At 46.9% G+C, this 24327-nt stretch carries 29 protein-coding genes, 2 pseudogenes and 1 riboswitch; of the genes and pseudogenes, 15 read left to right on the plus strand and 16 right to left on the minus strand.

Going from position 1 to position 24327, the window contains the following annotated elements; translation table 11 throughout:
* The first annotated feature begins 7 nt into the window (after positions 1–7).
* Complete coding sequence (locus tag BLV33_RS20405) at positions 8–928, plus strand: polyprenyl synthetase family protein (RefSeq protein ID WP_090795951.1); 921 nt, start codon at positions 8–10, stop codon at positions 926–928.
* A gap of 7 nt (positions 929–935) precedes the next feature.
* Here the strand turns inward: BLV33_RS20405 and BLV33_RS20410 are convergent.
* A pseudogene (locus tag BLV33_RS20410) lies at positions 936–1806 on the minus strand (SDR family oxidoreductase).
* Between the two features lie 120 nt (positions 1807–1926).
* Between BLV33_RS20410 and BLV33_RS20415 the strand changes: the two are divergent.
* The 4 genes from BLV33_RS20415 to BLV33_RS20430 all read left to right on the plus strand — a co-directional run bounded on the left by BLV33_RS20415 (position 1927) and on the right by BLV33_RS20430 (position 4389).
* Positions 1927–3366, plus strand: coding sequence for an FAD-binding oxidoreductase (locus BLV33_RS20415; protein ID WP_090795956.1), 1440 nt, complete (start codon positions 1927–1929; stop codon positions 3364–3366).
* Positions 3363–3911, plus strand: a complete 549-nt coding sequence (locus BLV33_RS20420) for an MFS transporter (RefSeq protein ID WP_090795960.1) — start codon at positions 3363–3365, stop codon at positions 3909–3911. Before BLV33_RS20415 ends, BLV33_RS20420 begins: the two co-directional genes overlap by 4 nt.
* Before the next feature lie 109 nt (positions 3912–4020).
* Positions 4021–4113, plus strand: coding sequence for a YjcZ family sporulation protein (locus BLV33_RS20425; protein WP_090795964.1), 93 nt, complete (start codon positions 4021–4023; stop codon positions 4111–4113).
* 39 nt (positions 4114–4152) lie between these two features.
* Positions 4153–4389, plus strand: coding sequence for an LSm family protein (locus tag BLV33_RS20430; protein WP_090795968.1), 237 nt, complete (start codon positions 4153–4155; stop codon positions 4387–4389).
* A 128-nt stretch (positions 4390–4517) separates the two neighbouring features.
* Here the strand turns inward: BLV33_RS20430 and BLV33_RS20435 are convergent, their stop codons facing one another.
* Both BLV33_RS20435 and BLV33_RS30865 read right to left on the minus strand, forming a co-directional pair.
* Positions 4518–5594: a bifunctional 3-deoxy-7-phosphoheptulonate synthase/chorismate mutase gene (locus BLV33_RS20435; RefSeq protein WP_090795971.1), complete on the minus strand. Its 1077-nt coding sequence runs from the start codon at positions 5592–5594 to the stop codon at positions 4518–4520.
* Positions 5595–5708: 114 nt separating this feature from the next.
* Positions 5709–5801, minus strand: a complete 93-nt coding sequence (locus BLV33_RS30865) for a YjcZ family sporulation protein (RefSeq protein ID WP_090795974.1) — start codon at positions 5799–5801, stop codon at positions 5709–5711.
* A gap of 205 nt (positions 5802–6006) precedes the next feature.
* On the opposite strand from BLV33_RS30865, the gene BLV33_RS20445 reads away from it, so the two are divergent.
* A complete protein-coding gene (locus BLV33_RS20445) occupies positions 6007–6720 on the plus strand; it encodes a class I SAM-dependent methyltransferase (protein WP_090795976.1) in 714 nt (237 codons plus the stop codon).
* Positions 6721–6826: 106 nt separating this feature from the next.
* Here BLV33_RS20445 and BLV33_RS20450 read toward each other — a convergent pair whose 3' ends face one another.
* The 3 genes from BLV33_RS20450 to BLV33_RS20455 all read right to left on the minus strand — a co-directional run bounded on the left by BLV33_RS20450 (position 6827) and on the right by BLV33_RS20455 (position 7932).
* The gene (locus BLV33_RS20450) at positions 6827–7549 is read right to left on the minus strand and encodes a nucleotidyltransferase domain-containing protein (RefSeq protein WP_090795980.1); all 723 of its coding nucleotides are present in this window, start codon (positions 7547–7549) and stop codon (positions 6827–6829) included.
* 132 nt (positions 7550–7681) lie between these two features.
* Positions 7682–7777, minus strand: a complete 96-nt coding sequence (locus BLV33_RS28905) for a sporulation protein YjcZ (protein ID WP_139305786.1) — start codon at positions 7775–7777, stop codon at positions 7682–7684.
* Positions 7778–7839: 62 nt separating this feature from the next.
* Positions 7840–7932 (minus strand): YjcZ family sporulation protein, encoded by a 93-nt coding sequence (locus tag BLV33_RS20455; RefSeq protein WP_090795984.1) that lies wholly within the window; start codon positions 7930–7932, stop codon positions 7840–7842.
* A 257-nt stretch (positions 7933–8189) separates the two neighbouring features.
* Between BLV33_RS20455 and BLV33_RS20460 the strand changes: the two genes are divergently transcribed.
* Positions 8190–8498, plus strand: coding sequence for a hypothetical protein (locus BLV33_RS20460; RefSeq protein ID WP_090795988.1), 309 nt, complete (start codon positions 8190–8192; stop codon positions 8496–8498).
* 157 nt (positions 8499–8655) lie between these two features.
* Here BLV33_RS20460 and BLV33_RS20465 read toward each other — a convergent pair whose 3' ends face one another.
* From BLV33_RS20465 to BLV33_RS20470, 3 genes are all read right to left on the minus strand, one after another.
* Complete coding sequence (locus tag BLV33_RS20465) at positions 8656–8850, minus strand: hypothetical protein (RefSeq protein ID WP_090795992.1); 195 nt, start codon at positions 8848–8850, stop codon at positions 8656–8658.
* 166 nt (positions 8851–9016) lie between these two features.
* Positions 9017–9109, minus strand: coding sequence for a sporulation protein YjcZ (locus BLV33_RS28910; RefSeq protein ID WP_139305787.1), 93 nt, complete (start codon positions 9107–9109; stop codon positions 9017–9019).
* A 144-nt stretch (positions 9110–9253) separates the two neighbouring features.
* The gene (locus tag BLV33_RS20470) at positions 9254–9904 is read right to left on the minus strand and encodes an SGNH/GDSL hydrolase family protein (RefSeq protein ID WP_090795998.1); all 651 of its coding nucleotides are present in this window, start codon (positions 9902–9904) and stop codon (positions 9254–9256) included.
* 314 nt (positions 9905–10218) lie between these two features.
* Between BLV33_RS20470 and BLV33_RS20475 the strand changes: the two genes are divergently transcribed.
* The gene (locus BLV33_RS20475) at positions 10219–10821 is read left to right on the plus strand and encodes an ArsR/SmtB family transcription factor (protein ID WP_171909224.1); all 603 of its coding nucleotides are present in this window, start codon (positions 10219–10221) and stop codon (positions 10819–10821) included.
* A 3-nt stretch (positions 10822–10824) separates the two neighbouring features.
* A complete protein-coding gene (locus tag BLV33_RS20480) occupies positions 10825–11940 on the plus strand; it encodes an aminopeptidase (protein WP_090796005.1) in 1116 nt (371 codons plus the stop codon).
* A 117-nt stretch (positions 11941–12057) separates the two neighbouring features.
* Here BLV33_RS20480 and BLV33_RS20485 read toward each other — a convergent pair whose 3' ends face one another.
* Positions 12058–12915, minus strand: coding sequence for an AraC family transcriptional regulator (locus BLV33_RS20485; protein WP_090796009.1), 858 nt, complete (start codon positions 12913–12915; stop codon positions 12058–12060).
* Positions 12916–13044: 129 nt separating this feature from the next.
* On the opposite strand from BLV33_RS20485, the gene BLV33_RS20490 reads away from it, so the two are divergent.
* A complete protein-coding gene (locus tag BLV33_RS20490; RefSeq protein WP_090796013.1) occupies positions 13045–13896 on the plus strand; it encodes a sugar phosphate isomerase/epimerase family protein in 852 nt (283 codons plus the stop codon).
* A gap of 81 nt (positions 13897–13977) precedes the next feature.
* Here the strand turns inward: BLV33_RS20490 and BLV33_RS20495 are convergent, their stop codons facing one another.
* On the minus strand, positions 13978–14283 hold the full coding sequence (locus BLV33_RS20495; protein ID WP_090796017.1) for a hypothetical protein: 306 nt from the start codon (positions 14281–14283) through the stop codon (positions 13978–13980).
* A gap of 149 nt (positions 14284–14432) precedes the next feature.
* Between BLV33_RS20495 and BLV33_RS20500 the strand changes: the two genes are divergently transcribed.
* A complete protein-coding gene (locus BLV33_RS20500) occupies positions 14433–15449 on the plus strand; it encodes a polysaccharide deacetylase family protein (protein ID WP_090796020.1) in 1017 nt (338 codons plus the stop codon).
* 75 nt (positions 15450–15524) lie between these two features.
* Here the strand turns inward: BLV33_RS20500 and BLV33_RS20505 are convergent, their stop codons facing one another.
* Positions 15525–16181, minus strand: coding sequence for a 3D domain-containing protein (locus BLV33_RS20505; protein WP_090796024.1), 657 nt, complete (start codon positions 16179–16181; stop codon positions 15525–15527).
* 9 nt (positions 16182–16190) lie between these two features.
* Positions 16191–16357, minus strand: a riboswitch (cyclic di-AMP (ydaO/yuaA leader).
* A gap of 112 nt (positions 16358–16469) precedes the next feature.
* On the opposite strand from BLV33_RS20505, the gene BLV33_RS20510 reads away from it, so the two are divergent.
* On the plus strand, positions 16470–17390 hold the full coding sequence (locus BLV33_RS20510) for a S66 peptidase family protein (protein ID WP_090796027.1): 921 nt from the start codon (positions 16470–16472) through the stop codon (positions 17388–17390).
* Between the two features lie 133 nt (positions 17391–17523).
* Entirely contained in the window at positions 17524–17625 is a 102-nt protein-coding gene (locus BLV33_RS20515) for a YjcZ family sporulation protein (protein WP_090796029.1), read from the plus strand.
* Between the two features lie 179 nt (positions 17626–17804).
* Here the strand turns inward: BLV33_RS20515 and ald are convergent, their stop codons facing one another.
* Positions 17805–18920 (minus strand): alanine dehydrogenase, encoded by a 1116-nt coding sequence (gene ald / locus BLV33_RS20520; protein WP_090796034.1) that lies wholly within the window; start codon positions 18918–18920, stop codon positions 17805–17807.
* 233 nt (positions 18921–19153) lie between these two features.
* Between ald and BLV33_RS20525 the strand changes: the two genes are divergently transcribed.
* Positions 19154–19348: a hypothetical protein gene (locus tag BLV33_RS20525; RefSeq protein WP_090796037.1), complete on the plus strand. Its 195-nt coding sequence runs from the start codon at positions 19154–19156 to the stop codon at positions 19346–19348.
* Positions 19323–19876, plus strand: a pseudogene (locus tag BLV33_RS20535) (M48 family metalloprotease). The gene BLV33_RS20525 and the pseudogene BLV33_RS20535 overlap by 26 nt, the downstream one beginning before the upstream one ends.
* A 2-nt stretch (positions 19877–19878) precedes the next feature.
* Here BLV33_RS20535 and BLV33_RS20540 read toward each other — a convergent pair.
* From BLV33_RS20540 to BLV33_RS30870, 3 genes are all read right to left on the minus strand, one after another.
* Positions 19879–21030 (minus strand): virulence factor, encoded by a 1152-nt coding sequence (locus tag BLV33_RS20540; RefSeq protein WP_090796049.1) that lies wholly within the window; start codon positions 21028–21030, stop codon positions 19879–19881.
* A 71-nt stretch (positions 21031–21101) separates the two neighbouring features.
* Positions 21102–21689 carry a guanylate kinase gene (locus BLV33_RS20545; RefSeq protein WP_090796053.1) on the minus strand — a complete coding sequence of 196 codons (588 nt, stop codon included), beginning with the start codon at positions 21687–21689 and terminating at the stop codon, positions 21102–21104.
* Positions 21690–22043: 354 nt separating this feature from the next.
* Positions 22044–24218 (minus strand): DEAD/DEAH box helicase, encoded by a 2175-nt coding sequence (locus BLV33_RS30870; protein WP_090796057.1) that lies wholly within the window; start codon positions 24216–24218, stop codon positions 22044–22046.
* Positions 24219–24327: the final 109 nt, after the last annotated feature.

The raw sequence follows: 24327 nt of genomic DNA on the forward strand, positions 1-24327 counted from the left end.
GCAGGGGTTGGAGAACACCATTATTGAACACATGCATGCTATAGTGGATGAACACATAGATGCCAAGGATTTAAATAAGCTGATCAAGCTGTTTATACAAGAGAAATCCCAAGAGAAAAGTCCGTGGTCCACTATCACGAGATGCACTCATTTCATGCTGGGGGGCAATTCTCCCCAAATAGACCGCATTGCGGCGGCAACAGAATTGATCATGCTGGTACAGGATATTGTGGATGATTTACAGGACCAAGATCAAGAGAACAAGCCTTGGATGCAATGCGAACCCGCGTATACGCTGAATGCTGTTTTAGCGTTTTTGATCAGTTTCTTTGGAGAGCTGGAGCTGCTGCAGGGAAATCATACGAGGCGTCTGAACAAAGAGATCAGCAAGATCATTTCCAGGTCCATTAACGGACAGCAAAAGGATATTAGCAACAGCATTGAAACCGTGGACGACTATCTGATTATGGTGCAGGAAAAATCGGGTTCAATAATCAGGCTTGCTTGTTATATGGGCTATGCTTCTTTGGATGTATCGCCACAGACTATTGAGCACATTGATGCACTGGCTGATTATGCAGGTCTTATCCATCAAATCCAGAATGACATGAACGATCTGAACGAGATTGATAATAAGAGTGATTTGTTCCTCAAAAAGTGTACCCTCCCCATCCTATATTTACTCGAATCCGAAGACACTTCATTTCCGCTGCTCAAACCATTTTATCAAGGCCGGATCCGGCTCGACGAATTAATTGAAAATAAAGAAGCTTGGCTCACCTATATCGACAAGTCAGGATGTATCGAATATTCAAAAATTGTGCAATCCATCTGCATAACAAAAGCGGAAGAAATCTATGAGGAGCTGCTGGCCATTGCCCCATGGAAAGAGAAGTTCCGCGATTCGACCTATGGATCCTTCGTCTGAGGGGAGCTCAACCGTTGACGATTTCCCCGCCATTCAGATGAAGTACTTGGCCGGACATGTAAGACGAGTCGTCGGATGCCAGGAACACATAAGATGGACCCAGTTCCTCCGGTTGGCCGGGGCGCTTCATGGGCGAGTTGGCTCCATGCTCGGAAGTACGCTTCTCATCGAAGGTGGATGGAATCAGTGGAGTCCAGATGGGGCCTGGCATACCGCATTGACGCGAATTCCTTTGTCGATCAGGTTCTGCGACAAGGATCTTGTAAAGGAGACAATCGCTCCTTTTGTGGACGAGTAATCGAGCAGCTGCGGGCTGCCTTTGTATGCGGTTATCGACGTAGTATTGATGATGGTCGAGCCTTCCTTCAAGTGAGGAATGGCTGCCTTGGTGAGGTAGAACATGGAGAAAATGTTCGTACGGAACGTTTTTCCAGCTGCTCCTGCGTGATATCCATAATGGATTCCTGCGGATGCTGTTCAGCTGCATTATTCACCAGGATGTCCAGGCTTCCAAACTTTTCGACTGTTTGTTTAACCGCCTCGATGCAGAATAACTCTTCGCCTATATCGCCGGCAATGAGCAAGCACTCTCCCCCTTGCTCTTCCACCAAGCGCTTCGTTTCCTTTGCGTCTTCATGCTCATTCAAATACACAATGGCCACACGAGCGCCTTCGATTGCATAACAGATGGTTGCAGCTCGTCCAATTCCGCTGTCGCCTCCGGTAATCATCGCTGTTTTACCCATTAATTTGTCACTGCCCTTATATGTTCGATCTATAGCTATAGGCTTGGGCTTCATTTCGCTTTCCAAACCGGGCTGGCGATTCTGATGCTGAGGAGGCACTAATTGCTTGTTTTCTGTTTCGATGCTAGCCATTATGAATCTCTCCTTTTATTGGGATTTGTATGCTTCATACAGGATTTACCTTATCATTTTACCCTTATGGGAGAGGGGCGAAACATGAATAATAATTATTAACAGAAACAGGAGATGTCGATGAAAAAGGGAATGGCCTTAGGTTTGCTGATTGTACTGATCTCGCTGAGCTATTTGAAAAATAATTCCGCGGATCAAGATCCGTTTTTGGTGACTGATTATAGCCGTTTGCATCCTGTGAAGGTGGAGCGGGTGGCGGTAGGCAGGGAAGAAGAGCAGTTGGTTCAGCTGCTAAAAGAAGCCAAAGAGAAGAAGCTGACGGTTTCCATCGCGGGGCAAAGACACAGCCAGGGCGGTCATACCTACTATAAAGACGGCATCGTTCTCGACATGACGCACTATAATCGGATCTTGTCTTTTCAACCGGAGGAGAAAAAGATTCGCGTCCAGGCCGGAGCAACGTGGAAAGACATACAGGACAAGATTAATCCCTATGGGTTATCGATTAAAACGATGCAATCGCAAAATATATTTACAGTCGGCGGCTCGATCAGCATTAACGCCCATGGCAGAGATATACGCAATGGTTCGTTGATCAAGAGCGTTGATTCATTTAGGCTGCTGACCGCCGACGGCCAAATTATCAACGTGAGCCGAACAGAAAACGCGGATTTGTTTCCGTTTGTTCTTGGAGGGTATGGGTTGTTTGGGGTTATTTTGGATGTAACTCTACAGTTGACGGATGATGAAATGTATAAGGTGACGATAGATGCGATGCCCTACGACGAATATAGCCGTTATTTCAAGAGTAAGGTGAAATCCAACCCGGATATCCACATGCATATCGCCCGTATTTCCGTTGCACCAGGCAGCTTTCTCACCGAAATGTATGCGATCAATTATACTCTGGACCCATCGATTTCGCTGAGTGAACATAATCGATTAAGCACTCATGAAAGCTGGGTGATCCCGAGCAAGCTGCTATTCCAGCTCAACCGTGCATCGGATTGGGGGAAAAATGTGTTCTGGAAGCTTCAAAAGACGTACTTCGACAACCAGCAAAATACTCAAATTAGCCGCAACAATGTGATGCGCTCAGAATCGGATTTTATGGATTACCGGGATGCCGGAAAAAATGACCTGCTGCAGGAATATTTTATACCCGTTGATGAGTTTGCCGCTTTTATTCAAGATATCAGGAAGGTGCTTAGTGAAGAAGATTTAAATCTGTTAAACATTTCTGTTCGCTATGTGAACCAGGATCAGGAAGCCGCACTTTCCTATGCGAGGGAGGATATGTTTGCACTGGTCTGTTTGTTCAATGTTCCGCTGAATGATCAAAGTCAAATCGCGGTGAAACGCGGGATTCAGCGAATCCTGGATGAAGTCATTCGTTCTCATGGAACCTACTATCTGCCTTATGCAGCTTATCCGAGTCTTGAGCAGTTTCAAGCTGTTTATCCACGGAATAAGGAGTTTTTTGAAAAGAAGGATCAGGTGGATCCGGAGCATTTATTTATGAATTATTTTTATGAACAATACAGGGGGAATAAGCTTTGAATATAAAATGGCTGATCCGCTCGCAGAGTATCGTAACTTTGGCGGCCGGGATGATTTATCCGTATTACTTATTGTTCTTGAAAAACCTCGGCAACAGCTATTCCAAATATGGCTTGGCGTTTGCTGTTTTTACCTTAAGCTCGGCTGTTGTTTCCCAGTGGCTTGCTTCCCGGATTGATCGGAATGCAGCTACCATTCTCGTTGCGAGTTCTCTGGGAATGATGGCTGCAATGATTGCTTTCCCCTGGGTGTTTTCGTATGGATGGGTATTGTTCCTTCAAATTGTGATGGGAGCTTGCAGCGCCATGCAAAAAATGAGTGAACGCATTCTGCTTGCTGACTACACTGAACAGGGCGCACGTGGGATTTCCATGGGGGCCTATCATTTCTGGACGTCTGTTGCTTCCGGATTCGCGGTGGTTATTGGAGGCTATTTGATAGATTGGCTGACCATTGATGCCTTGTTTTATATGAGCGCACTGCTCTATGGGATCAGCACATGGGTGGTTTGGCGGTCATGGAGCTCGAGAAAAGCTGAAATCTAGTTTTCTATGTTTGGTCAGAAAATTAGACTTTTAGAAATAGCATGTACCCAAGCATTTCCGAAGTAAAAAAATATAATATAAGGATCTTGATTGAAAGGAGTGAATACGAATGAGCGCAGTTGGCGGATTTGGACGTGCTTTCGCTTTTGTCTTGGTTCTCTTTATTCTGTTAGTCATTATTCTTTCCACCTTCATCATTTAATAGAGTCAGGAATACAGAAGGAGGAGGGGAAGTACAAAAATGGATGAATTATACTACCAGTGCCAAAGCTGTCTAAATCAACGTGTTCGTGTTTATATGTCATCCGGACAAGAATATGAAGGTGTCCTGGTTAATGTGGATTATGAACATTTATATTTAGAAACCGATGCCTTTATCTCATCTAAACAAGTAACTACGAAAGCATTTGGTTTTGGTGGTCGATTTATTACGACGCTCGTATTGTTCGATCTATTAGCTATCGCTTTATTAGCTTAGGCATGCGATCTTACCCCTGCAAAAGGAGCCCTCGTGGAAGGAGGGCTCCTTTTGCATCTTCACAAAATCCAAGAGATCGGTGAAGCTGCAATATAAGCTCTAAAAAGCGTGGGCTGAAAAGCCGACGCTTATAGCTTGAAAAGCCCGGAATCGATAATGTCCCGGTACAATTTGCGGAATTGAGGGATATCGATCTGCTGATCGGCGTCGGATAGAGCAGTCGGCGGATTCGGATGCACCTCGACCATCACTCCGTCTGCCCCGGCTGCGAGAGCCGCTTTGGCACATGGCAGCAGGATATCCTTGCGGCCGGTTGCGTGGCTGACATCGACCAATACGGGCAGGTGGCTTTCTTGTTTAATGATTGGCACCGCCGAGATGTCGAGTGTGTTCCGCGTCCACTTCTCATAGCTGCGGATGCCGCGTTCGACGAGAATTACCTGCGTATTTCCACGCGATACGACGTATTCCGCTGCAAGCAGCAGCTCCTCCATCGTCGCGGCCATACCGCGCTTGAGCAGCACGGGAACCTTTGAGTCGCCCGCGGCTTTGAGCAGCTCGAAGTTCTGCATGTTGCGGGCGCCGATTTGGATCACGTCCAGGTATTCCTCCGCAATTTCGATGGTCGCCGGATCGACGATCTCGCTGACGGCGAGCAATCCGAATTCGTCGGCGACCTCGCGCATGAGCCTCAGACCTTCCACCCCAAGCCCCTGGAAATCGTAGGGAGATGTTCTCGGCTTGAAGGCCCCGCCTCTGAGCATGGGCACGCCTTCCTCCTTCAAAGCGCGGGCCACCTCCCGCAGCTGCTCGCGGCTCTCGACCGAACAGGGGCCAGCCACCATAAGTGAGCGGTTCCCGCCGATTTGCACACCTTTGATCTCGATAACCGTATCTTCCGCTTGTTTCTTCCGGCTGACCAGCAGCTGTTTCCGGTGGGATTGTCCCTGAAGCTCCAGAGACACCTTGAAAATCTCCTTGAATATATGACGGATCGCAGCCGCATCGAAAGGTCCTGGATTTGCTGCCACCAGCTCGTCGAGCATTTCCTTTTCCCTTGCCGGATCAAACTTTGGCACTCCTTGTCTTTCCTTTACCTCGCCCATTTCCTTCACTAATGCGGCACGATCGCTAATCTGCTTTAGCAATTCTACGTTGACTTCATCCACCAAAGTGCGCAACTGCTCCAAAGTCCGAAGTCCCATTTCCCTCTTCCTCTCTTCCATCTAAAATGCAAAAAGCCCCCGCCGCAAGGACGGGGAACCGAGTGCACGGTGCAAACTGCGGTCATTCGTATTGCACCATTCATGAAGTAGCTATTAAATTATGAAGGTGGAAAGAATGATGACCAACAAAATAAAGAGTACCAAGACAAAAGCGAAAGGACGACCAAATCCGCCAACTGCGCTCATTCGTATTCACTCCTTTCACGTCAAGATGCTTATATTATATTTTTTTATTTCGGAAATGCTTGGGTAAATACAACCTCAAAGAGTCTAATTTTAATGACCAAGCAAATTAAACTGGATATCAGCCTTGGTTATACACCCTGTCAATTTTATGAATTGAAGCATTAAATAAATATAGATAAATTATTGCGCATAGGAGGATTTTCAGTTGAGTTATTTAAAAATGTTGTCTCAATTTGGAGTCGGCAACGCCCATCCCGGTGGATTTTCTGCTACGCTGGAGCAGCTTCAACATTTTCACATATCCAAAGAGTGCAAAATTTTGGAGGTAGGCTGCGGAACTGGGCGAACATCCTGTTTTTTGTCCTCAAAAGGGTATGATATTACGGCAATGGACATTCAAGCGCCAATGCTGGTCAAAGCCAAAAAAAGAGCGGAAACGCAAAAATTAAACATCAATTTTGTTGAGGGAGATGTTTGTTCCCTGCCTTTTGAATCGGATCGATTTGATGTCATATTGGCTGAATCCGTTACTAATTTTGCTGATGCCGATAAGGCTCTTTCCGAATATTATCGTGTATTAAAACCGGGAGGAACGTTGTATGACCGGGAAATCATCGCGGCAAAGCCTATTCCATCGCAAATGAAAACACCGTTATTTGATTTCTTTGGATTTAAACAACTGGCTTCCCTTGATGAGTGGACTGAAATCTTTAATAACGCAAAATTTAATACTGTATCATCCTGGGGATATTCTGAAATCGTTAAACAACATACGGATGAGGCCGATAATTTCCAGTATCTAGATGAAAATATATACACAAACTATCAAGCTCTTCGGACAGCCTTCGAGTACAATGAAATTTTAAATACTTATACGGATTACTTGGCATCCGCAGTTTTAATCGGCTCAAAACTTTAGATATTGAGCAGCTTGCAATGCAGCGCCTATTCATCCATACAAAAAATTGACCATCTTCTGAGCTCAGAAAATGGTCAATTTTTGACTTTTAGGTGATATTCGCGTATCACTCCTCCTCATTAAATATAGAGCTGCCCTCTCCCCAGCCTTCCAGCAATCTTCCTCCATGAGGTTCGAGTGCGCGGTCGACGAATGGAATTAGAAGTTCGACGGTTTCTTTTTTATAAAAACAATCAAGAGCGTTTAAAAATTCGTCGCACAACGCCTTGTCGTATTCCGCAAGAGAACGTACCGCCCATTTGCCTATCCCGATCCATTGGCCGTTTGCTCGCAAAATAAAATTGGTGACCAGCTCGGTTAGTTGATTTACGATAAACAAGTTTTCATGATAGGAGTTTGCATCGGACAAATCTTCCAGGCCTTCCGTTATTTGATACCGAACCTGGTTCCTTTCATCCCATGTCCATTCGAAGGGTCCTTGGGACATGAGATCTCGCGCTTCCGACCGGATTTCTTCCGCAAATCCTGTATCTACAATCGTTTCTCCTTCTGCACACATACGGATCATCGAAGGAAGACCGCTTCTTCGGGCTTCATCAAAAAAAGAACGATAAACACTGCGGGTTAACACAAAGGCCTCAATGGGCCAGCCATACCCGGTGAAGTTTTGTTTGAAAGGGAACTGGGAATCGTCAAACACGACGATGTCCAGATCGGAATTCGGGGTCAAATTCCGATTCGCGGCACTTCCTCCCAAAAACGCCACAAATGCATTGGGAAAATGCTTTTTTATAAATTTTCTGGCGGCTACTTTTGGGCTATATCTCATCTAACCATCACCTCTGAATACAGAGTATGTAGGTGACCGAACAGTGGTTAGTCATCATTTTGGTAATCCAACAAAAAAAGGCCAGCCAGAATTGACTGGCTGACCTGATAATGCTCCTTTACAATGACCCTATTAAATTATGAATCCACTGGAAACGATGATGACTAACAGAATAAAGAGAACCAAGACAAAAGCGAAATGATGTCCAAATCCGCCAACTGCGCCCATTCGTATTCACTCCTTTCATGTCAATGGCCCTATTACATTGAGTGTTGCACCTTCCGTCCTTATTAAATGATGAAGGTGGAAAGAATAATGACTAACAGAATAAAGAGAACCAAGACAAAAGCGAAAGGACGTCCAAATCCGCCAACTACGCTCATTCGTATTCACTCCTTTCAACCAAGAATCCTTATATTATATTTTTTTATTTCGGAAATGCTTGGGTAGATGCGGCTTCTAAAAAGTCTAATTTTCAGACAACCATAGCAAAATAGACTTCAGCCTTGGTTATTGGCACATTTAGCTGCGAATGGTTGGATATACAAACAGATGGCTTGTGCACCTCATATCATAACAATACGCATATCAAAAAAAGAAAGATTGCCGAAATACGGCTCTTTTATAGGGAGAGGGGCTTATGAAAACATATGAGAATTTCAAAATACGTTTAACAACACATGCTCACAAGCGGTACTGCGAGAGGGTACAACATATTTCCTACGAAGAACTGACCGATCAGTGTAATCAGCAGCTCTATAAAAGGGAATACGATCATAACAAAAATTGGTTCATCCATCTTAGCGGCGTTTGGTGGAGTTATGAAGTTGAAGGCGATGTTATGAAGTTTTTAACTTGTTATGGAAAAACGACAGCGAATCTCCCAGCTGGTCTAAAATGGGCGCAGCGGCATAATGACAGCTTAGACCTTCAAACCATTGTTTCATAAAGTTTCATACAAAGGGTATATGTGTGACTTGTATGCTGAGGAGATTGAGGATCTGGCAAGCGGAGCTTGAATGGTGAACTATCGATTAAAAAAGCAAAAATTATACGACGAAGAGCTGTCTGTGGAAACAGTCAGCTCTTCTTTTCTAGACTGCATCTCAATCCTTCTCAACAGAAGGAGGATAATCAGCTTTTAACTGTTCAATTGATTCGTATTTGGGAGTTTCAAAGACAAATAAAGCCGGTGCCTTATCCGTTCTGTCTTTGATAATATGTCCATAGAACTTCCCCAGCTTTTCAAAAATGAACATGTTTTTACCAGGCTCATCGAGTAACGGGTATTTTTCGATCATAAAGCACCTCCAGTAATACTGATTCTACACATAGAATGAAACTCCTTCCTTGAAGATATTTCTTCAAGGTTGCTAAACATGGAAATCGATAAGAAATGGTCAAAAAAAAGGCCACCCATAACTGAATGGCTGACCAGATAACACTCAATCCGTTAAAATGAGCTTATTAAATTATGAAGGTAGAAAGAATGATGACCAACAGAATAAAGAGAACCAAGATAAAACCGATATGACGTCCAAATCCACCAACTGCGCTCATTCGTATTCACTCCTTTCAACCATTATATTTATATTATATTTTTTTATTTCGGATTTGCTTGGGTAAATGCTATAACTAAAAGTCTAATTTTATTCCAATGCTAGAAAGCTAGACTTAAATCCTTGGTTATACAGCGATATCAACTCATCTTGGGCGAATCAATGGATAAATAGTGGAGAACAACCCCGCAGCAATAACTTCATGTCCCTGATCATTGGGATGTACATCTGCGAAACCGCGTAAAGCATCCTCGGCCTTTCCACCTCGGTATCCGTATATTAACCTGTGCTCGTGACCGGAAAACCACTGATCCACCCGGGCAACCTGACAAGAATTCGTTGTCGCGGATGCAATAATAAGTTCATTCAATATGCCAATGGCATCGACCGCAATCACGGTGTTTGGGAATGGATTGTATTGGGTGCAGCAGATGATATGCTTTACTTTCATCAGTCGGACTAAACCCAGTATCAGATCGAGTCTTTTTTTGAAGTTCTTCATCATCTCCTGAATGGGTTTAGCGGGTTCCTGGAGCGAGGACAACCCATAATGAATCAGATCATTGCCGCCGATCCATACCGTAACCACTTTAGCACAACCAAGGAACGAAGGATCTATATAGATCTCTTCTGCAAGATCAGCACTAGTCCAGTTGGGCTCAGCAATCACGATTCGTTTTGCCTGAATTCCCTTTAATTTTAGCATTGTGGTAACTCTCGTAGGATACGCTTTAATGCTAGAGCTTGCTTTCTGACCAAATGTAATCGAATCGCCTAAAGCTATATAATTAATCATACTCTCCCACCTTATTACTCTATTGACTTTAACTTATGTAGGGAAAGGATGATTTTCTTATGCGATAGCCTCTTCGAGGTGTGATTATCAGTAAGATGGGCGAAGAATTATGTATGTTTTGATTTCTGGGTAAACTTAAAGGACGCTCCAGTCTTAAGTGACAGGGACGTCCCTTTTTGCTATAGTTGACCAAAACCCAATTGACAACGAAACGTTGCAGCATTATGATACGGTTAAAAAGAATTGACCGTTGTAATAAGCAAGGAATGAAGAGCACCTTTCTAGTCGGTCAAATGGGAGAGGAGGGTCAGATCGTGAAGCTGCAGCCTGTGTATGTTATCCGTGATCTGGAACAGTTAAAAACCGTAAGTGATCCCCTGCGCAGCAAGGTATTGGTGTATCTGATTGAGAAGGCTTACACCGGCCAACAGCTGGCGAAGCTGCTTGGCATGGCTCGCGCCAAGGTACATTATCATTTGAACGAGCTGGAGAAGCACGGTTTTATCATCGTCATCCGTACAGAGCTTAAGAATGGCATTGTACAAAAGTTTTACCGCTCGGTCGCTCGGGGGTTCGTTCCCAGCGATGAACTGCTTCCCTATGTGTCGGAAGTGGAAAATTATTTTCGTGAAACCACACTGAATACATTGGCGCGTGCTCGGCTTAGAGCTTTATCTGCACCGGAGGAGGCGTTTCAAATCCCATCCTCCGACCGGACTCAGTGGTCCCGAATGGCCACGCAGGTCGAAGTGAAGATGAGCAAAGAAAAATTTGCTGCTTGGCTGACCCGATTCCGAACCATGATGTTTGAGCTCGATCAACATCAGGAGGATAAGGGTGAATGGTTTTACCTGACAACAGTAGGATTTCAAATTGATGAGCCGTCTTTTGCGGCCGATGATGAAGAGGAGAGATAGTGTATGCTCGACCCAAATCTTACGAAGCTTGCCGATGTGCTTGTGAATTATTCCGTTAAGGCGAAGCCCGGCGAGAATATTTTAATTGAAGCTTACGGAATTGATGCCGTTTTGGTACGTGAATTGGTGAAAAAAGTACATAAAGCCGGCGCACATCCTTTTGTCAACCTTAGAGATCATACGATTCTTCGCCAACTGATCATGGAAGGCACTGAAGCCCAAATGAAAACTTGGGCCGATTACGACTCTCATCAGATGAGGCAGATGCAGGGCTATATCGGTATTCGCGGCGGAGCCAACATCAACGAACTGTCGGACGTTCCTGCAGACCGGCTCAAGCTGTATAATTCGCTTTATTATTCCCCCGTACATTTTGATATTAGAGTCAAAAAGACCCGTTGGGTAGTGCTTCGCTATCCATCGCCTTCCATGGCGCAGCTGGCCAGCATGAGTACGGAGGCTTTTGAGAAATTCTACTTTGATGTGTGTACGATGGATTACAGCAAAATGTCCAAGGCTATGGACGCATTGAAAGCGTTAATGGATCGCACAGATAAAGTTCAGCTCAAAGGGCCTGGAACTGACCTAACCTTCTCAATCAAAGGCATCGGCAGCATCAAATGTGACGGCGAGCTTAACATCCCGGACGGCGAGGTATATTCGGCACCTGTTCGCGACTCAGTTAATGGCGTGCTGACCTATAATACACCGACACCGCACGACGGCTTTACCTTCGAGAACATTCGATTTGAATTCGAGAACGGAAAAATTGTGAAAGCGACCTCGAATGACACAGCGAGAATCAATGAGATCTTGGATGCGGATGAAGGCGCGCGTTATATCGGCGAGTTCGCCATTGGCGTAAATCCATACATCCAATATCCGATGAAAGATACACTATTCGATGAGAAGATTGACGGTAGCTTTCACTTCACGCCAGGGAACAGCTACGATGACGCCTACAATGGCAACCGATCGTCGCTTCATTGGGATATCGTCTGCATCCAACGTCCGGATTACGGCGGCGGCGAAATCTGGTTCGATGGCAAGCTGATCCGCAAGGATGGTCGCTTTGTGCTCCCCGAGCTGGAGCAATTAAACCCCGAGAATTTAAAATAAGGATAGTACCTCACATGGGCCGCGTAAAAAACCGTCTGATTCCTTAAAAGAGTCGGACGGTTTTTTTACTTGTGTTTGATGCGAGCTCACCGGGCTCAGGGCATCAGGTCGGGCCGGCTATTTTTCCATACGTGTCAGCGCCTGATACTGCTTGGGAGGGAGGCCGACGGTCTTTTTGAAGCTGCGGATAAAATTGGAGTAATCGTTGAAGCCGGCGAGCTGGCAAGCATCGGTGACGTTGCTCCCGGCTTTCAGCAGCATTTTGGCTTTGGCGATGCGCTTGAACAGGATATGCTCATGGATGGTGCTTCCTGTGTGCTTTTTGAACAAACGGCACAGGTAGGAGCGGTTCATGAAAAAGGTATGCTCGAGCTTGTCCAGCGACAGATCCTGATCCAGGTAGTTATCGATATAGTGCAGTAGATCCCTCAGTTTCCCCGGAATAGCGGATGGTTCATCGCTCTGTCCATGCTGCTCGCTGTTAAAAGCACGGCCCAGAAAGACCAGCAGCTCCAAAAAGGCAGTTAAATAAAGAATGTCCGATCCTGCAGCTGTTCGCGGCATGCTGAGCTTTTCCAGACGGTCAAACAAGTGAAGAAGCTCCTGAAGCCTCTGATCCGAGAAGCGCATATGATTTTGTTCACCCAGCGGACGATTAGTGAAGCATCCCAGCAGGTCAAAGTCCGGAGAGCTCAGCTCCGCGACCACTGCAGGGTTAAAATGGATGACGATAACTTCATACCTTTGATTGGATTGGAAGTTGGGCTTATGCAGCTCATTGCTGTTCATCACGAGCAGATCGCCGTATTGCAGCGGGTAAACTTGTTTTTCAATAAAATAATGAACATGTCCTGTGAGAAAAAAGTAGATTTCAAAGAGCTCTTGATGCTGGTGAAAATCTACTTTAGGCAGCTCATTTCGAACGGTATGGCTATAATAAATAGACTTTTGCAAATCCTCATAAACCTCCAGCATATAAGTCCTCCTTTGCTGTACAAGGTCAATAAAAGCATTTTTTAGCCCATTATTTGCAATGAATACGTTTTTATTATACTGCAAAATGAAGATAATCAACACCATCTATTTCTTATGCGGGAGGATATTATGAAACTGTCTGTGTTTACCGTGATGACGCCGGATTTAACGAAGGAAGAGCTAATCACTGCTGCTGCAGCGGCAGGAATTTCAGGCGTGGAATGGAGATATGCCCCGATTTCTCAAGAAGCAGCGAGTCAAGAGCCATCCTATTGGGGGAATAATCTGTCCACCATTGTACCGGGGACCTCCGATGAGGAATTGGAGAACTTGCGTGAGCAAGTTCAAAGCCACGGCATACAAACCATCAGCGTGACGCCTTATTTAACTTGCGGTGATGTGGCTGGCACGGAAAAAGTGATGCAGATCGCCAAAAAGCTGGATGCAGGCTTTATTCGAGTGGGCGTACCTCGTTACAACGGCAGCAAGAACTACAATGACCTTTATGCGGAAGCGGTGGATTATTTGCACCATGTTCAGGAGCTTTCCCGGCAATATGGGATAAAAGGCTTGTTAGAAATCCATCATGTGACGATTGCGCCTAGTACAGGTTTGGCGCATCGACTTGTTTCCCATTTTGATCCTGAACATATCGGAGTACTGCATGATGCCGGCAATATGGTGCATGAAGGATTTGAGAATTTTCGCATGGGGCTCGAACTCTTAGGTCCGTATTTGGCCCATGTTCATGTAAAAAATGCCGGATGGGAACGCACCGGTCGCATCGTGGACGGAATGGAGGAGTGGACCTGCAAATGGATGCCGCTGCAACAAGGAATTGCTAATTGGAAGCTCCTGCTGGGCGATTTAAAATCGGTAGGCTATGAGGGTTATCTGGGTTTCGAGGATTTTAGCGGACATATGGATTCTGTTTCACTGCTGTCCTATTTTGGGCAAAAGGTTAAGGAATGGTTGAATTAATATAAGCTTGAATGGATTTTTAAACTTTAAGCTTGCGCTCATTCCCATATATGGGGATGGGTTTTTTTGTTGGAGAGAAAGCTAAGCTCGGTGTTTGCCTTTGCGAATTTCTTCGGTTACTACGAAAGCGAGCTCTTCGTTGCCAAACAGAGAAAGCACCCCCAATAACGTATCATCGGGCACATCACCGGCCTCTTCCTTGGGTACAGTGAGATCAAGGGCTTGACGAAGCGAAGCATTATCCTTTTGCTCCGGATAGGCATTGCGGTAAAGTTCGGCCGGGTCGAGGTCATGGTTCACGCACCATTGGGCAAATATAAGAATCATCATATTTTCTTCACGTTGGTAATTACGGATCACTTCATCTTCGATTTCTTTGTTACTCATGGGATGAAACCCTCCTTTACCATAATCAGATGGTTTCATTATAACGAATGCAAAGGTGGATTCACAACCTCCGTATTCGGATAACGATCATCCAAATCGCACAACATAAACAAGAATAAGATGCGGCAGACTTTTGGGGAGGTTAAACAATGAAGCATCTAATGATCTTTAGCGTTATCTTTATTTCAAGCTGCCTTCTGCCAGGCTGCGGGTTTAAGAGCAGTCATCAGCAAGATCACAGCAGTGAAGGCGTCATACCGGACGTACTTGCACCCAATGGGGTAAGTATACCTTCAGAGCATCCAATCCTGCCTCCGGTTATGGCTAAGTCGAGGCAGCTTTTCCCATTGGATAAGCCTAAGTCCGAGCTTAATCTAGAAGCCAAAGCCCCGGCTAATTCATCTGTGCTTAACCCGAGCTCTCAAACCAGCAGGAATAAAAGCAAAGCCGAGTATCGTGAACCCAAAAAATCAGTTCCGGTCGGGCAACGACGCATAGCCCATAAATCATTGTCTCTGTCGGAGCTCCGAAAAAAATATGACCGCACATTTATATTATCCGGACCCGTAACAGAGAAGAAAGTGGCCTTGACCTTTGACGATGGCCCTGATGAGATATTTACGCGGCAGGTTCTGGATGTCTTGAAGCAAAACAATGTAAATGCGACCTTCTTCGTGATTGGCAAACGCGCTGAGGCTCACCCTGAGATCATAGCCAGAATGATACGAGAAGGCCATATTGTCGGGAATCATTCATACACCCATGCAGACTTATCCAAGCTGTCCATATCAAACTTCAAGAAGCAGATCGACGATACGCAATCTATCCTGAAACCGATCACCGGGTATATACCGAAACTGCTTCGTCCTCCTTATGGGGCCATCAATGAGCAGCAGGTTCGCTGGGCCATGGACCATGGTTATCTGATCATCAATTGGAATGTAGATTCTTTAGATTGGAAAGGAATTAGCGCCGACAAGGTTTCTCATAATGTCCTATCTGCCAATCGTCAAGGCGCAATCATCCTGCAGCATTGCGGAGGAGGCGAAGGGGAAGACTTGTCAGGTTCCGTTAAAGCCATACCCACCATTATACGGACGTTGAAAAGCCAAGGCTACGAAATGGTAACCATCCCTGAGCTGCTGCATGTGTCCAAGAATAAATAGACCTTCGGTTCGATGAACCGAAGGTCTCAAAGAATAAAATGACCTTCGGTTCGATTGAACCGAAGGTCATGTATATTACTTCAATACGTAGATTTTTACATTTTGGAAACCGAAATCTGCCACAGGACCCGTTGAGGTCGGTTTGAATATATCGACTCGGTTACCCTTAATCGCTCCGCCAATATCCGTTGCGGTAGCGTACATTCCACCTTTAGGAAGACCAGGCGAGGAATACCCTGTTATATATAACTTGGTCCCGAGTGGAATGACTTTGGGATCAACAGCAACAGTCCCGATTTTCAGCGGATTACCAAAGTAATCAACGCCTGCCCAACCTCCATTTTCTGCTGCAACCTCGGAGTAAGCTGTTGCAACTGCGTTAATCACTTTGCTATAGGACGATGGCGCTCCAGAAGCAGTTGTGACCGAATTGGCCGGAGTCTGTGGGGCAGCAGGAGTTGACTTGGTCTTGGATCCTGTTGTCGATTTCTTGCCGTTAGGGAGTGTTAAAGTCAATCCCTCGTATACATTAAGCGGGTTGATCGATGAATTGGCTGCCATCAATTCATTCACATTGATGTTAAGCTTTTTCGAAATCAACCAAAAGGTATCGTTTGCTCCGGTTACATATGTCCCGGAAGATTGCGCGGCGTGCGCGGGCATGGAAAAGCCAGCGATAGACAGGCTTAAGGCAAGCCCGGCCAATGTTGCCTTCATAGCTTGAACTTTCATATAGATTATTGCTCCTTTTAGTAGATTGCCTGCGAGGTTAGTTGTCGGGTTCGGATCAAAGGGTAGCCCTACTCGGATTTAAGCCGAGATTCACCCCAAATGAACAGGTATATCTCCCGTTCATAGTAAATTAATCCCCCGCACTCCCATTTTGGAAGTTTCGGCTTATGCTAGATTAACATATCCATTTTAAAAACTAAACCCACATATTTTACCAGCTACAAAAAAACATGTTTCCTAACTGCAGAACATACATATAGAGATATACTCGGTTAGGGGTGTGTTAATATGGCAATAGCTCCGCCTAGGTTGCGGCCTGGAGATACAGTTGGAATTGTTACATTGGGGAGTCCACTGGATCCCTCTATCATTCAATCCAGTATTACGACATTAGAAAATATGGGATTCCAAGTTGTTTTGGGCAAGTATGTTTATGCGAGTGATGGTTTCCTTGCCGGAACGGATCAACAGAGAGCTTCCGACTTGATGGACATGTTTAATAATCCGAAAGTAAAATTGATCCTGCCATCCAGAGGAGGAGTTGGAGTCGCAGGTATTCTTCCTCACTTGAATTACAATGTGATAGCCGCACACCCGAAAATTGTGTCCGGCTACAGCGATATTACAGTACTATTAAACACCTTGTATCAATTTTCCGATTTGATCACGTTCTCGAGCTTGCTACTGTTTGATTTCAGGAGCAGCACTCCAGCATATAATTTTAATCAATTTTTTCAAGTTACCTCTGTCGTTCAGACCACGCATAATATTGTCAATCCTCCCGGGGTTCCGCTGACAGCCAGAGTATCGGGTAATGTCACGGGACCCATTGTCGGGGGCAATATTACTTCCATTGTCGATACTTTAGGTACACCGTATGAAATAGATACTCTCGGAAAAATTTTATTCCTGGAAGAAACGCATGAGCCCGTCAATAGAGTATACAGGATGATCAATCATTTGATATTGGCAGGGAAATTTAGAGACTGCATCGGTATCGTCATGGGGCAATGTACGAATTGCCTGGACACTTATGGCAAAACCTATGATGATTTGATCAATGAAGTGATCGTACCTCTGGGCAAGCCGCTTCTTTCAAATTTGTCGGCCGCGCATGGGGTTTATAAGGCGGCCGTTCCAATAGGAGCAAGTGTTAATCTCAAAACCAATCCACCCACGTTAACGGTTCTTGAACCTACAGTTAGCTAGGTTACGAGTAAATGACAGGTCTGCATGTTAAAAAAATGTGCGCGTGTCTCTATACTCATGTCCAATCAAGATGTTTGAACTAACGTAGTATAGGAAAGTAACGAGAACTCAGTTTGAAAGGAGTGGGTAATATATGTCATATCCAGTAGCTGGAGCAGGTTACGGAACTAGCACTGCAGCAATTTTGGTTCTCTTTATTCTGTTGGTCATCATTTCGTGTACATTTGCTTGGTAAGATAATTCCGCGCATAGGCAGCAAATAAAAATGCAGTCTGAGGGGGAACCCTCAGCTGCATTTTTTTGAGTTGATCAGAAAGCATAAGTTTTTATAAACTTGACTAGCTTCGCATCAACCTTGACAAACGCGCTCGTCATTTAGGACGGCGCAGCCGGTTATCCTTGGTAGAAGAATGACTAATTGATGGCTTGCTCAACCGATTTGTAGGTATAGCCCAAATCTCTGGCCACAGCTTCATGCGTGATGCAGCCGCCTGCAGCATTAACCCCGAGTTTAAGACCACGGTTATCTTGAATGGACTGCTTGAGACCCTTGCTTGCAATCTGCAGTCCATAAGGGACGGTTACATTCGTTAAGGCAAGGGTAGATGTTCTTGGAACAGCTCCTGGCATATTGGCAACTGCGTAATGAATGACCCCGTGCTTGGTATACGTTGGATTATCATGGGTCGTGATGCGGTCCACGGTTGCAAATATACCGCCTTGATCAATCGCGACGTCCACAATAACGGAACCCGGGCTCATGGCTTTCACCATGTCCTCGGTTACAAGCTTCGGCGCCTTTGCTCCCGGAATTAATACCGCTCCGATGACAAGATCCGATTCCGCCACAGCTTCAGCGATATTGGACGGATTTGACACTAAAGTGTGAATACTTGTACCGAATATGTCATCCAATTGACGAAGACGATCCGGGTTCAGGTCAATCACGGTTACGTCCGCTCCGAGACCTGCGGCGATCTTGGCCGCATTCGTGCCAACAACGCCCCCGCCAATCACGGTCACCTTACCGCGTCTCACCCCGGGAACTCCACTGAGCAGAACGCCTTTTCCACCATGCGGTTTCTCCAGAAATTGGGCCCCTATCTGCGCAGACATGCGGCCTGCTACCTCACTCATAGGCAGTAAAAGCGGCAATGCGCCATTCACTTCGACCGTCTCATACGCGATGGCTGTTACGCCATAATCAACTAAAGCTTGGGCTAATGCGGGTTCTGCAGCCAGGTGCAGATATGTAAATAAAATTAAGTCCTTTCGAAAATAGGCATACTCGGAGGGAAGAGGCTCTTTCACCTTCATAATCATATCTGCTCTTGACCACACATCTACGGCTTGATCGACAACCAGAGCGCCTGCCGCCGCATAATCCTCGTTGAGAAAACTGCTCCCCATTCCCGCATGGGTTTCGATCAATACTTGATGACCAGCTTTAATGAAAGAATTAACGCCGGCCGGTGTGAGGGCGACGCGATTTTCATTATTCTTGATTTCCTTGGGTACTCCGATGATCATGTTGCTTTTTTCCTCCTTTAGTGAACCGTAACCTATTAAAGCGAGACCCAAAAACAGCTGGCAGAGTACTGTAATATCTATATTATCACATTTTTCCAGTTGAATAAAAAAAGAAAGCAACACGATGATCCATGATCATTCTAATGAAAGCATCCAGCTTTTCCGTCTGAAAAGTTATATAAAGGATGTTTCATAGGAAGTAAAATAAAAGAAAAAAAGGGAAAGACAGCCTTATGAAAAGATCGTATACGTTCCTCTTCATCTGTTTTGGATTTTATGCTCTGTGCATATGCATTTATTTACTGAAAGGCAATCTGTTCATCATCCCGCAGGAAATTCAGGGAACGTCGGCTGACCCCTATTCGTTTATGGTTCCGCAGCAGGTTGAAAAGGGCGAATCCTATGTCGGAGCGAACGAATACAATTAATGCGTATGTGACTGGGATCGGTGGAAATGCCCGGATTGTGCTGTGGGATACGACTCTAGGCAAGCTTCAGAAGGATGAGATTCTCTCCGTTATGGCTCACGAGATGGGGCATACGTGGAAAAGCACATCTATTGGGGGATTTTATTTGGAATCTGCTTAAGTTTCCTGGGATTTTGGCTGGCCTATCATGCTTATGCATACATCGTTCGCCGCTGGGGGTCATATTGGGGAATTCACGGAATCCGAGACCTGGCCGCGCTCCCCATCTTGCTGATCCTGGTCACTGGAATGAACTTCATATCGGCACCTGCTCAAAACGCGTTTTCGAGATTGATTGAGCATCGTGCTGATATGTATGAAATGAAAATGACGGGCAACGGCGACGCGGCCATCCGAGCCTTTCAGAAAATCGCCATTGCTAACAGCAGCCCCGTCACACAGCCGCCGCTGGTGCAATGGTTCCGCGGCTCGCATCCGACGATTATGGAACGGATTCAATATTTTGAACAGTTTAGGCAGAAGAAGTAAGATTAATCATTTCTTCGTGTCATTTGCTGCCAGACCGAGCCTTCGGCCGCATGGCCGCCTTCAATCCGCTCCAAAGCAATCTTTACCTGCATGCGAACCTCAAACTCGGGATCATCCCCAGCTTCCTGCAAAGCGGTGACAGCCGAATCATCACCGACCTCGTACAAAAAGCGGGCCGCACGCCAGCGAACCAGCTTGTTCGGGTCTTTAAGGGCCTTAACCATCGCCGGAATCGCGGCGGGATCACCAAGATCAGACAGCGTATCGCCAGCTGTCCGCCGTACCGATGGGGTATCGTCCTGCAAGGCACGATACAGGTAAGGCAGCACCTCGGGCTCCTTGATATCCCCGAGGTATACGGTGGCCAGTCGTCGGACCGACGACTTCTCGTCCTGCAGCGCATGGACGAGAAGAGGAAGCGTCGTGAGCGACGGCTTGACTCTTTGAAGCGCGGCATAGCGCTTCTTCCAATCGGGGTCGCGGAGCTGCTCCAGCACGGCGCCGTTGTCTTGTTCGGCCGCCGCCTCGTCGGCAGGCGAGGCGGCCGTGCCCGGGGTCTCCTGCATCGCATGGGAGACCAAGCTCTCGAGGCGGGCGTCGTCATAGGAAGCGTCCAGCTCTTGGACGACTTCGCCCGCGATGTCCTTCAGCTCGCCATAGCGCACGCCGAGCTCTTCGATCTTCCGCTCCTTGATCAGGTTCGGCGATGCCGTACCTGCGCGCACTGCGGCTTCGGCGAAGCGCTCCGGCATCGCCGCGCGGGCTTCTTCGGCGCCGCCGCGAACCCGCACCTGGAGCGGGATGCCGCGAAACATCTGCACCAGCACCAGTGCCTCGCCGAAAGCCGTATCTACGGCTGTGGCCTGGGGGGATGTGCTGTCTGCAGAAGATGAGGGCGATTCGCCGAATACTTTGCGGGCTTCCGCAAGAATCAGCTGCCAGTCGCCTTTGGGTGTCCGGTCTAAAGCTATGAAATCCGCTGCGTGATAAATGCTTTTGACACCTGGGATCGCGAGCAATTGACGCATAAATTCCGGAGCTTTACTCATATTTTCACGTGTATGAGTCACTCGTACGCCCTGCGGCAGCGATTCATTCATGTTCAGTTTCATGGAGTTAGGGCTGGGTGTCGGTTCAATAGAGATGATATTCAAGATAAAGCACCTCCTAGATTGGCATGAAAAGACCCGGACATCAACGCCCAGGCCTTTTACTTTTATCCTCGTTAATCCAAATCCACTAAATTTCGGCCTAGGGTTCGATCCAAAGTTTTCGTTAAGTCAAATACCGTATGCGCCAAGTCCACATTTTCAAAAGCATGCTCGCATTCATCACGATAAGCCATTTCTTCTTCATAATGGGATAAGTACTGCTGTATATCTGTATCGGAATCGCCGCTTTCGCGCAGCCTTTTCTCGAGTATATCCCTGTTGGCATAGATGAAAATGCGCACGACCTTGTCGCCGTACAGCTTTTTTAGGGTTGCAGCCCCAAAACGGTTTAAGATCAGGTAGATGGAGCCGCTGGTTAAAAACATCCGCTGAATGTCATTGCTTCTAATTCCATAAAAGTGATTGTTGATCGTACTGAGCTCCACAAATTCATCTCTCGTTTGTGCTTCGGCAAACTGATCGGGAGTAAGGAAGTAATAGTCCTGGCCTTCAACTTCAGCAGGCCGTTTTGGGCGGGTCGTGCATGAAATCACTTGCTTCATATCCAGAGTCGAGCCTGACATTTCCGCAACCGTTTTGCGTCCTGCGCCATGGGGTCCAGTGAAGACAAAAATAAGTTCCTTATCCTTTAAAGTGTACATGGATGAGCCTCCTTCAGTACAATTTATGTTCCCATTTGCGGTTTACTTCATTATATGTGTATATTTCTGTTTTAACAACAAACTGAGTGGATGGCAAAATGTTACTGACATGGAAAAAATTCAATCCTAATCATGTCCGTTTGCTGCAAAGATGAAAAACATCTTTACAAGGAGGGTTCATCCAGTGGTCCGATGCTGGAAGGATGTTTTTCATGCTTCCAGATAGTCCTCCAGCTCAGAGTACCTCGAATTTTTGCTTTGGAAGGATGATTTTCATCCTTCCAGCAATTTCCGAGGGAGCTTTTGTTTCTACAAAGATGTTTTTCATTCCTCCAGCATTTTTTATTGAATATATTATCGTTTACCGCGACTTCCACCGCGTGGGCTTCCACCACGCTTACCATTTGGATTAGCGCGGTCACCGCCAGAATCCGATCTTCCGTTACGAGTTCCACGTTCGGTGGAGGCGCTGGCATAGCCTCCGCGTCCAGTACGCTCACGATTCTCATTGGCATAGGGACTGTATCCACCGCGAACTCGACCTTCGTTAGGGGTGGAGGTCCGCTTCCCACGAGCCCCGCTTTCGCCATTGCCTTCGGCATTTGCATTTCGCGATTCGCGCATACCAGCGCCATTCCCGCGAGCCAAACGCTCACCTGCACTTGCGAAAGGAGCGCGATCACCGCCCGTGCTTGCCCCGCGTGTTCCACGCTCGCCCACACCAAACCCGCGCTCCCCGCGCTCACTGCCTGCACTAGCCCCGCGCTCACCACCCGCACTAGCCCCGCGTGTTCCACGCTCGCCCGTACCAAACCCGCGCGCCCCGCGCTCACTGCCTGCACTAGCCCCGCGCTCACCACCCGCACCAGCCCCGCGTGTTTCACGCTCGCCCGCACCAAACCTGCGCGTCCCGCGTTCACCGCCTGCACTCGCTGCCCGCGCCCCGCGCTCACGCACACTTTCTCCCCGCGCCCCGCGCTCACGCACACTTTCTCCCCGCGCTCCACGCTCACTCGCATTTGCCCCACGCACCGCACGCGCATCTCCCGTACTTGCACCACGCACCCCGCGCTCACGCACACTTTCTCCCCGCGCCCCACGCACATCGCCTGCACTAGCTTCACGTGTGCCACGTCCACCTCGCTGACTGCCCGCTCTTTCTCCACGCTCACTCGCATTTGCTCCTCGCGTCCCGCGCCCGGTCGCACTTGCCCCACGAACCCCGCGCTCATTGCCCGCACCAGCACCACTTGTGCCACGCCCAGCACGCTCACTGCTTGCACCTTTTCGAGCTCCGAGGTCGCCATTGCCTGGGACTTTGCTTCCTCGGCCGCTTTCGGTTCCTCTTCCAAAGCCGCCTTTACGTCTGGGACCCGCTGCATCATCCATATAAGCTTCATCGCTGCGATCACGTCTTGGCGAGCCGCCTTGGCGTCGAAGGTTCATTCGGATGCCATTTTCGATCAGCTCAAGGTTGTACATATCTCTCGGAGTAGCAAAAGTTACCGCGACCCCCGTTTCGCCTGCGCGTCCAGTACGGCCGATTCGGTGAATGTAACTCTCCGCATCCTGCGGAATATCGTAGTTGAACACATGGGTAACACCCTCAACATCTAATCCGCGTGCCGCTATGTCTGTAGCTACGAGGAACTCGATTTTTGCATCCCGAAACCGTTTCATCACTTGTTCACGTTTCGCTTGTGATAAATCGCCATGAAGCTCATCAGATGCATAGCCCAGCTCCTGTAAAGCTTCATTTAATGCGCTGGCTCTGCGCTTGGTCCGGCAAAAAATCATAGCCAAATAGGGCTTGTATTGTTCAATCGCTCGAATTAAGGCGTCCTGCTTTTCCCGATCAGACACCTGCACCAGCACTTGCTCGATCTCTTCTAATGTAACCTGTTTGGCCGCAATTTGAATCTCCTGAGGCTCCTTCATAAACCTCTTGGCCAAGCTTCTTACCTGATCCGGCATTGTTGCAGAGAACAGGAGTGTCTGCCTTTGCGAAGAAGTTTGCACGATAATTTCTTCGACCTCTTTTAAAAAACCCATATGCAGCATTTGATCCGCCTCGTCCAGAACGAGCATATTCAGCTTGTAGAATTCTACAGATCCTCGGCGCAGATGATCAAGCAGCCTTCCAGGTGTTCCTACTACTATATGTATGCTTTTTTGCAGCTTTTTCAGCTGCCGTTCCACATCTTGTCCGCCATATGCTGCCAATACCTTGGCACCGACGAGAGGAGCGAGTTTATTCAACTCACTGCTTATTTGGATGGCCAACTCTCTCGTCGGGGTAAGGATCAATGCTTGTACATGGTCTTTTTCCACATCGATTCGCTCAAGCATCGGGAGTACGAAGGCCAATGTTTTTCCGGTTCCGGTTTGTGCCTGCCCGATTACATCCGTACCTGAAAGTAATGCGGGAATGGCCTTTTTTTGTATTGGAGTGGGCTCTACCAGCCCAGATTCTTGTAAGCTTTGGACCAACCGTTCTCTAATTCCTAATGATGCAAATCCGTTTGACATAACAATAAGCCAGCTCCCTGTTCCTGCGTATTAAAGAATATCCCTCCATTCTACAGCACGCAGAGGAAAAATAAAACAATGGTCGGCTTCGCAGCAGGAGTTATCCGGG

Source organism: Paenibacillus sp. GP183, from assembly GCF_900104695.1.
GTDB lineage: Bacteria > Bacillota > Bacilli > Paenibacillales > NBRC-103111 > Paenibacillus_AI.

Coding starts and splice junctions, on each gene's coding strand:
- ald (WP_090796034.1), bottom strand. CDS start 18,920: ATGATCATCGGAGTACCCAAGGAAATCAAGAATAATGAAAATCGCGTC.
- BLV33_RS20455 (WP_090795984.1), bottom strand. CDS start 7,932: ATGAGCGTAGTTGGCGGATTTGGACGTCCTTTCGCTTTTGTCTTGGTT.
- BLV33_RS20430 (WP_090795968.1), top strand. CDS start 4,153: ATGGATGAATTATACTACCAGTGCCAAAGCTGTCTAAATCAACGTGTT.
- BLV33_RS20505 (WP_090796024.1), bottom strand. CDS start 16,181: ATGAAAGTTCAAGCTATGAAGGCAACATTGGCCGGGCTTGCCTTAAGC.
- BLV33_RS20545 (WP_090796053.1), bottom strand. CDS start 21,689: ATGTACACTTTAAAGGATAAGGAACTTATTTTTGTCTTCACTGGACCC.
- BLV33_RS20465 (WP_090795992.1), bottom strand. CDS start 8,850: ATGATCGAAAAATACCCGTTACTCGATGAGCCTGGTAAAAACATGTTC.
- BLV33_RS28910 (WP_139305787.1), bottom strand. CDS start 9,109: ATGAGCGCAGTTGGTGGATTTGGACGTCATATCGGTTTTATCTTGGTT.
- BLV33_RS30870 (WP_090796057.1), bottom strand. CDS start 24,218: ATGTCAAACGGATTTGCATCATTAGGAATTAGAGAACGGTTGGTCCAA.
- BLV33_RS28905 (WP_139305786.1), bottom strand. CDS start 7,777: ATGGGCGCAGTTGGCGGATTTGGACATCATTTCGCTTTTGTCTTGGTT.
- BLV33_RS20490 (WP_090796013.1), top strand. CDS start 13,045: ATGAAACTGTCTGTGTTTACCGTGATGACGCCGGATTTAACGAAGGAA.
- BLV33_RS20415 (WP_090795956.1), top strand. CDS start 1,927: ATGAAAAAGGGAATGGCCTTAGGTTTGCTGATTGTACTGATCTCGCTG.
- BLV33_RS20510 (WP_090796027.1), top strand. CDS start 16,470: ATGGCAATAGCTCCGCCTAGGTTGCGGCCTGGAGATACAGTTGGAATT.
- BLV33_RS20425 (WP_090795964.1), top strand. CDS start 4,021: ATGAGCGCAGTTGGCGGATTTGGACGTGCTTTCGCTTTTGTCTTGGTT.
- BLV33_RS20470 (WP_090795998.1), bottom strand. CDS start 9,904: ATGATTAATTATATAGCTTTAGGCGATTCGATTACATTTGGTCAGAAA.
- BLV33_RS20500 (WP_090796020.1), top strand. CDS start 14,433: ATGAAGCATCTAATGATCTTTAGCGTTATCTTTATTTCAAGCTGCCTT.
- BLV33_RS20480 (WP_090796005.1), top strand. CDS start 10,825: ATGCTCGACCCAAATCTTACGAAGCTTGCCGATGTGCTTGTGAATTAT.
- BLV33_RS20450 (WP_090795980.1), bottom strand. CDS start 7,549: ATGAGATATAGCCCAAAAGTAGCCGCCAGAAAATTTATAAAAAAGCAT.
- BLV33_RS20485 (WP_090796009.1), bottom strand. CDS start 12,915: ATGCTGGAGGTTTATGAGGATTTGCAAAAGTCTATTTATTATAGCCAT.
- BLV33_RS20515 (WP_090796029.1), top strand. CDS start 17,524: ATGTCATATCCAGTAGCTGGAGCAGGTTACGGAACTAGCACTGCAGCA.
- BLV33_RS20435 (WP_090795971.1), bottom strand. CDS start 5,594: ATGGGACTTCGGACTTTGGAGCAGTTGCGCACTTTGGTGGATGAAGTC.
- BLV33_RS20525 (WP_090796037.1), top strand. CDS start 19,154: ATGAAAAGATCGTATACGTTCCTCTTCATCTGTTTTGGATTTTATGCT.
- BLV33_RS20460 (WP_090795988.1), top strand. CDS start 8,190: ATGAAAACATATGAGAATTTCAAAATACGTTTAACAACACATGCTCAC.
- BLV33_RS20495 (WP_090796017.1), bottom strand. CDS start 14,283: ATGAGTAACAAAGAAATCGAAGATGAAGTGATCCGTAATTACCAACGT.
- BLV33_RS30865 (WP_090795974.1), bottom strand. CDS start 5,801: ATGAGCGCAGTTGGCGGATTTGGTCGTCCTTTCGCTTTTGTCTTGGTA.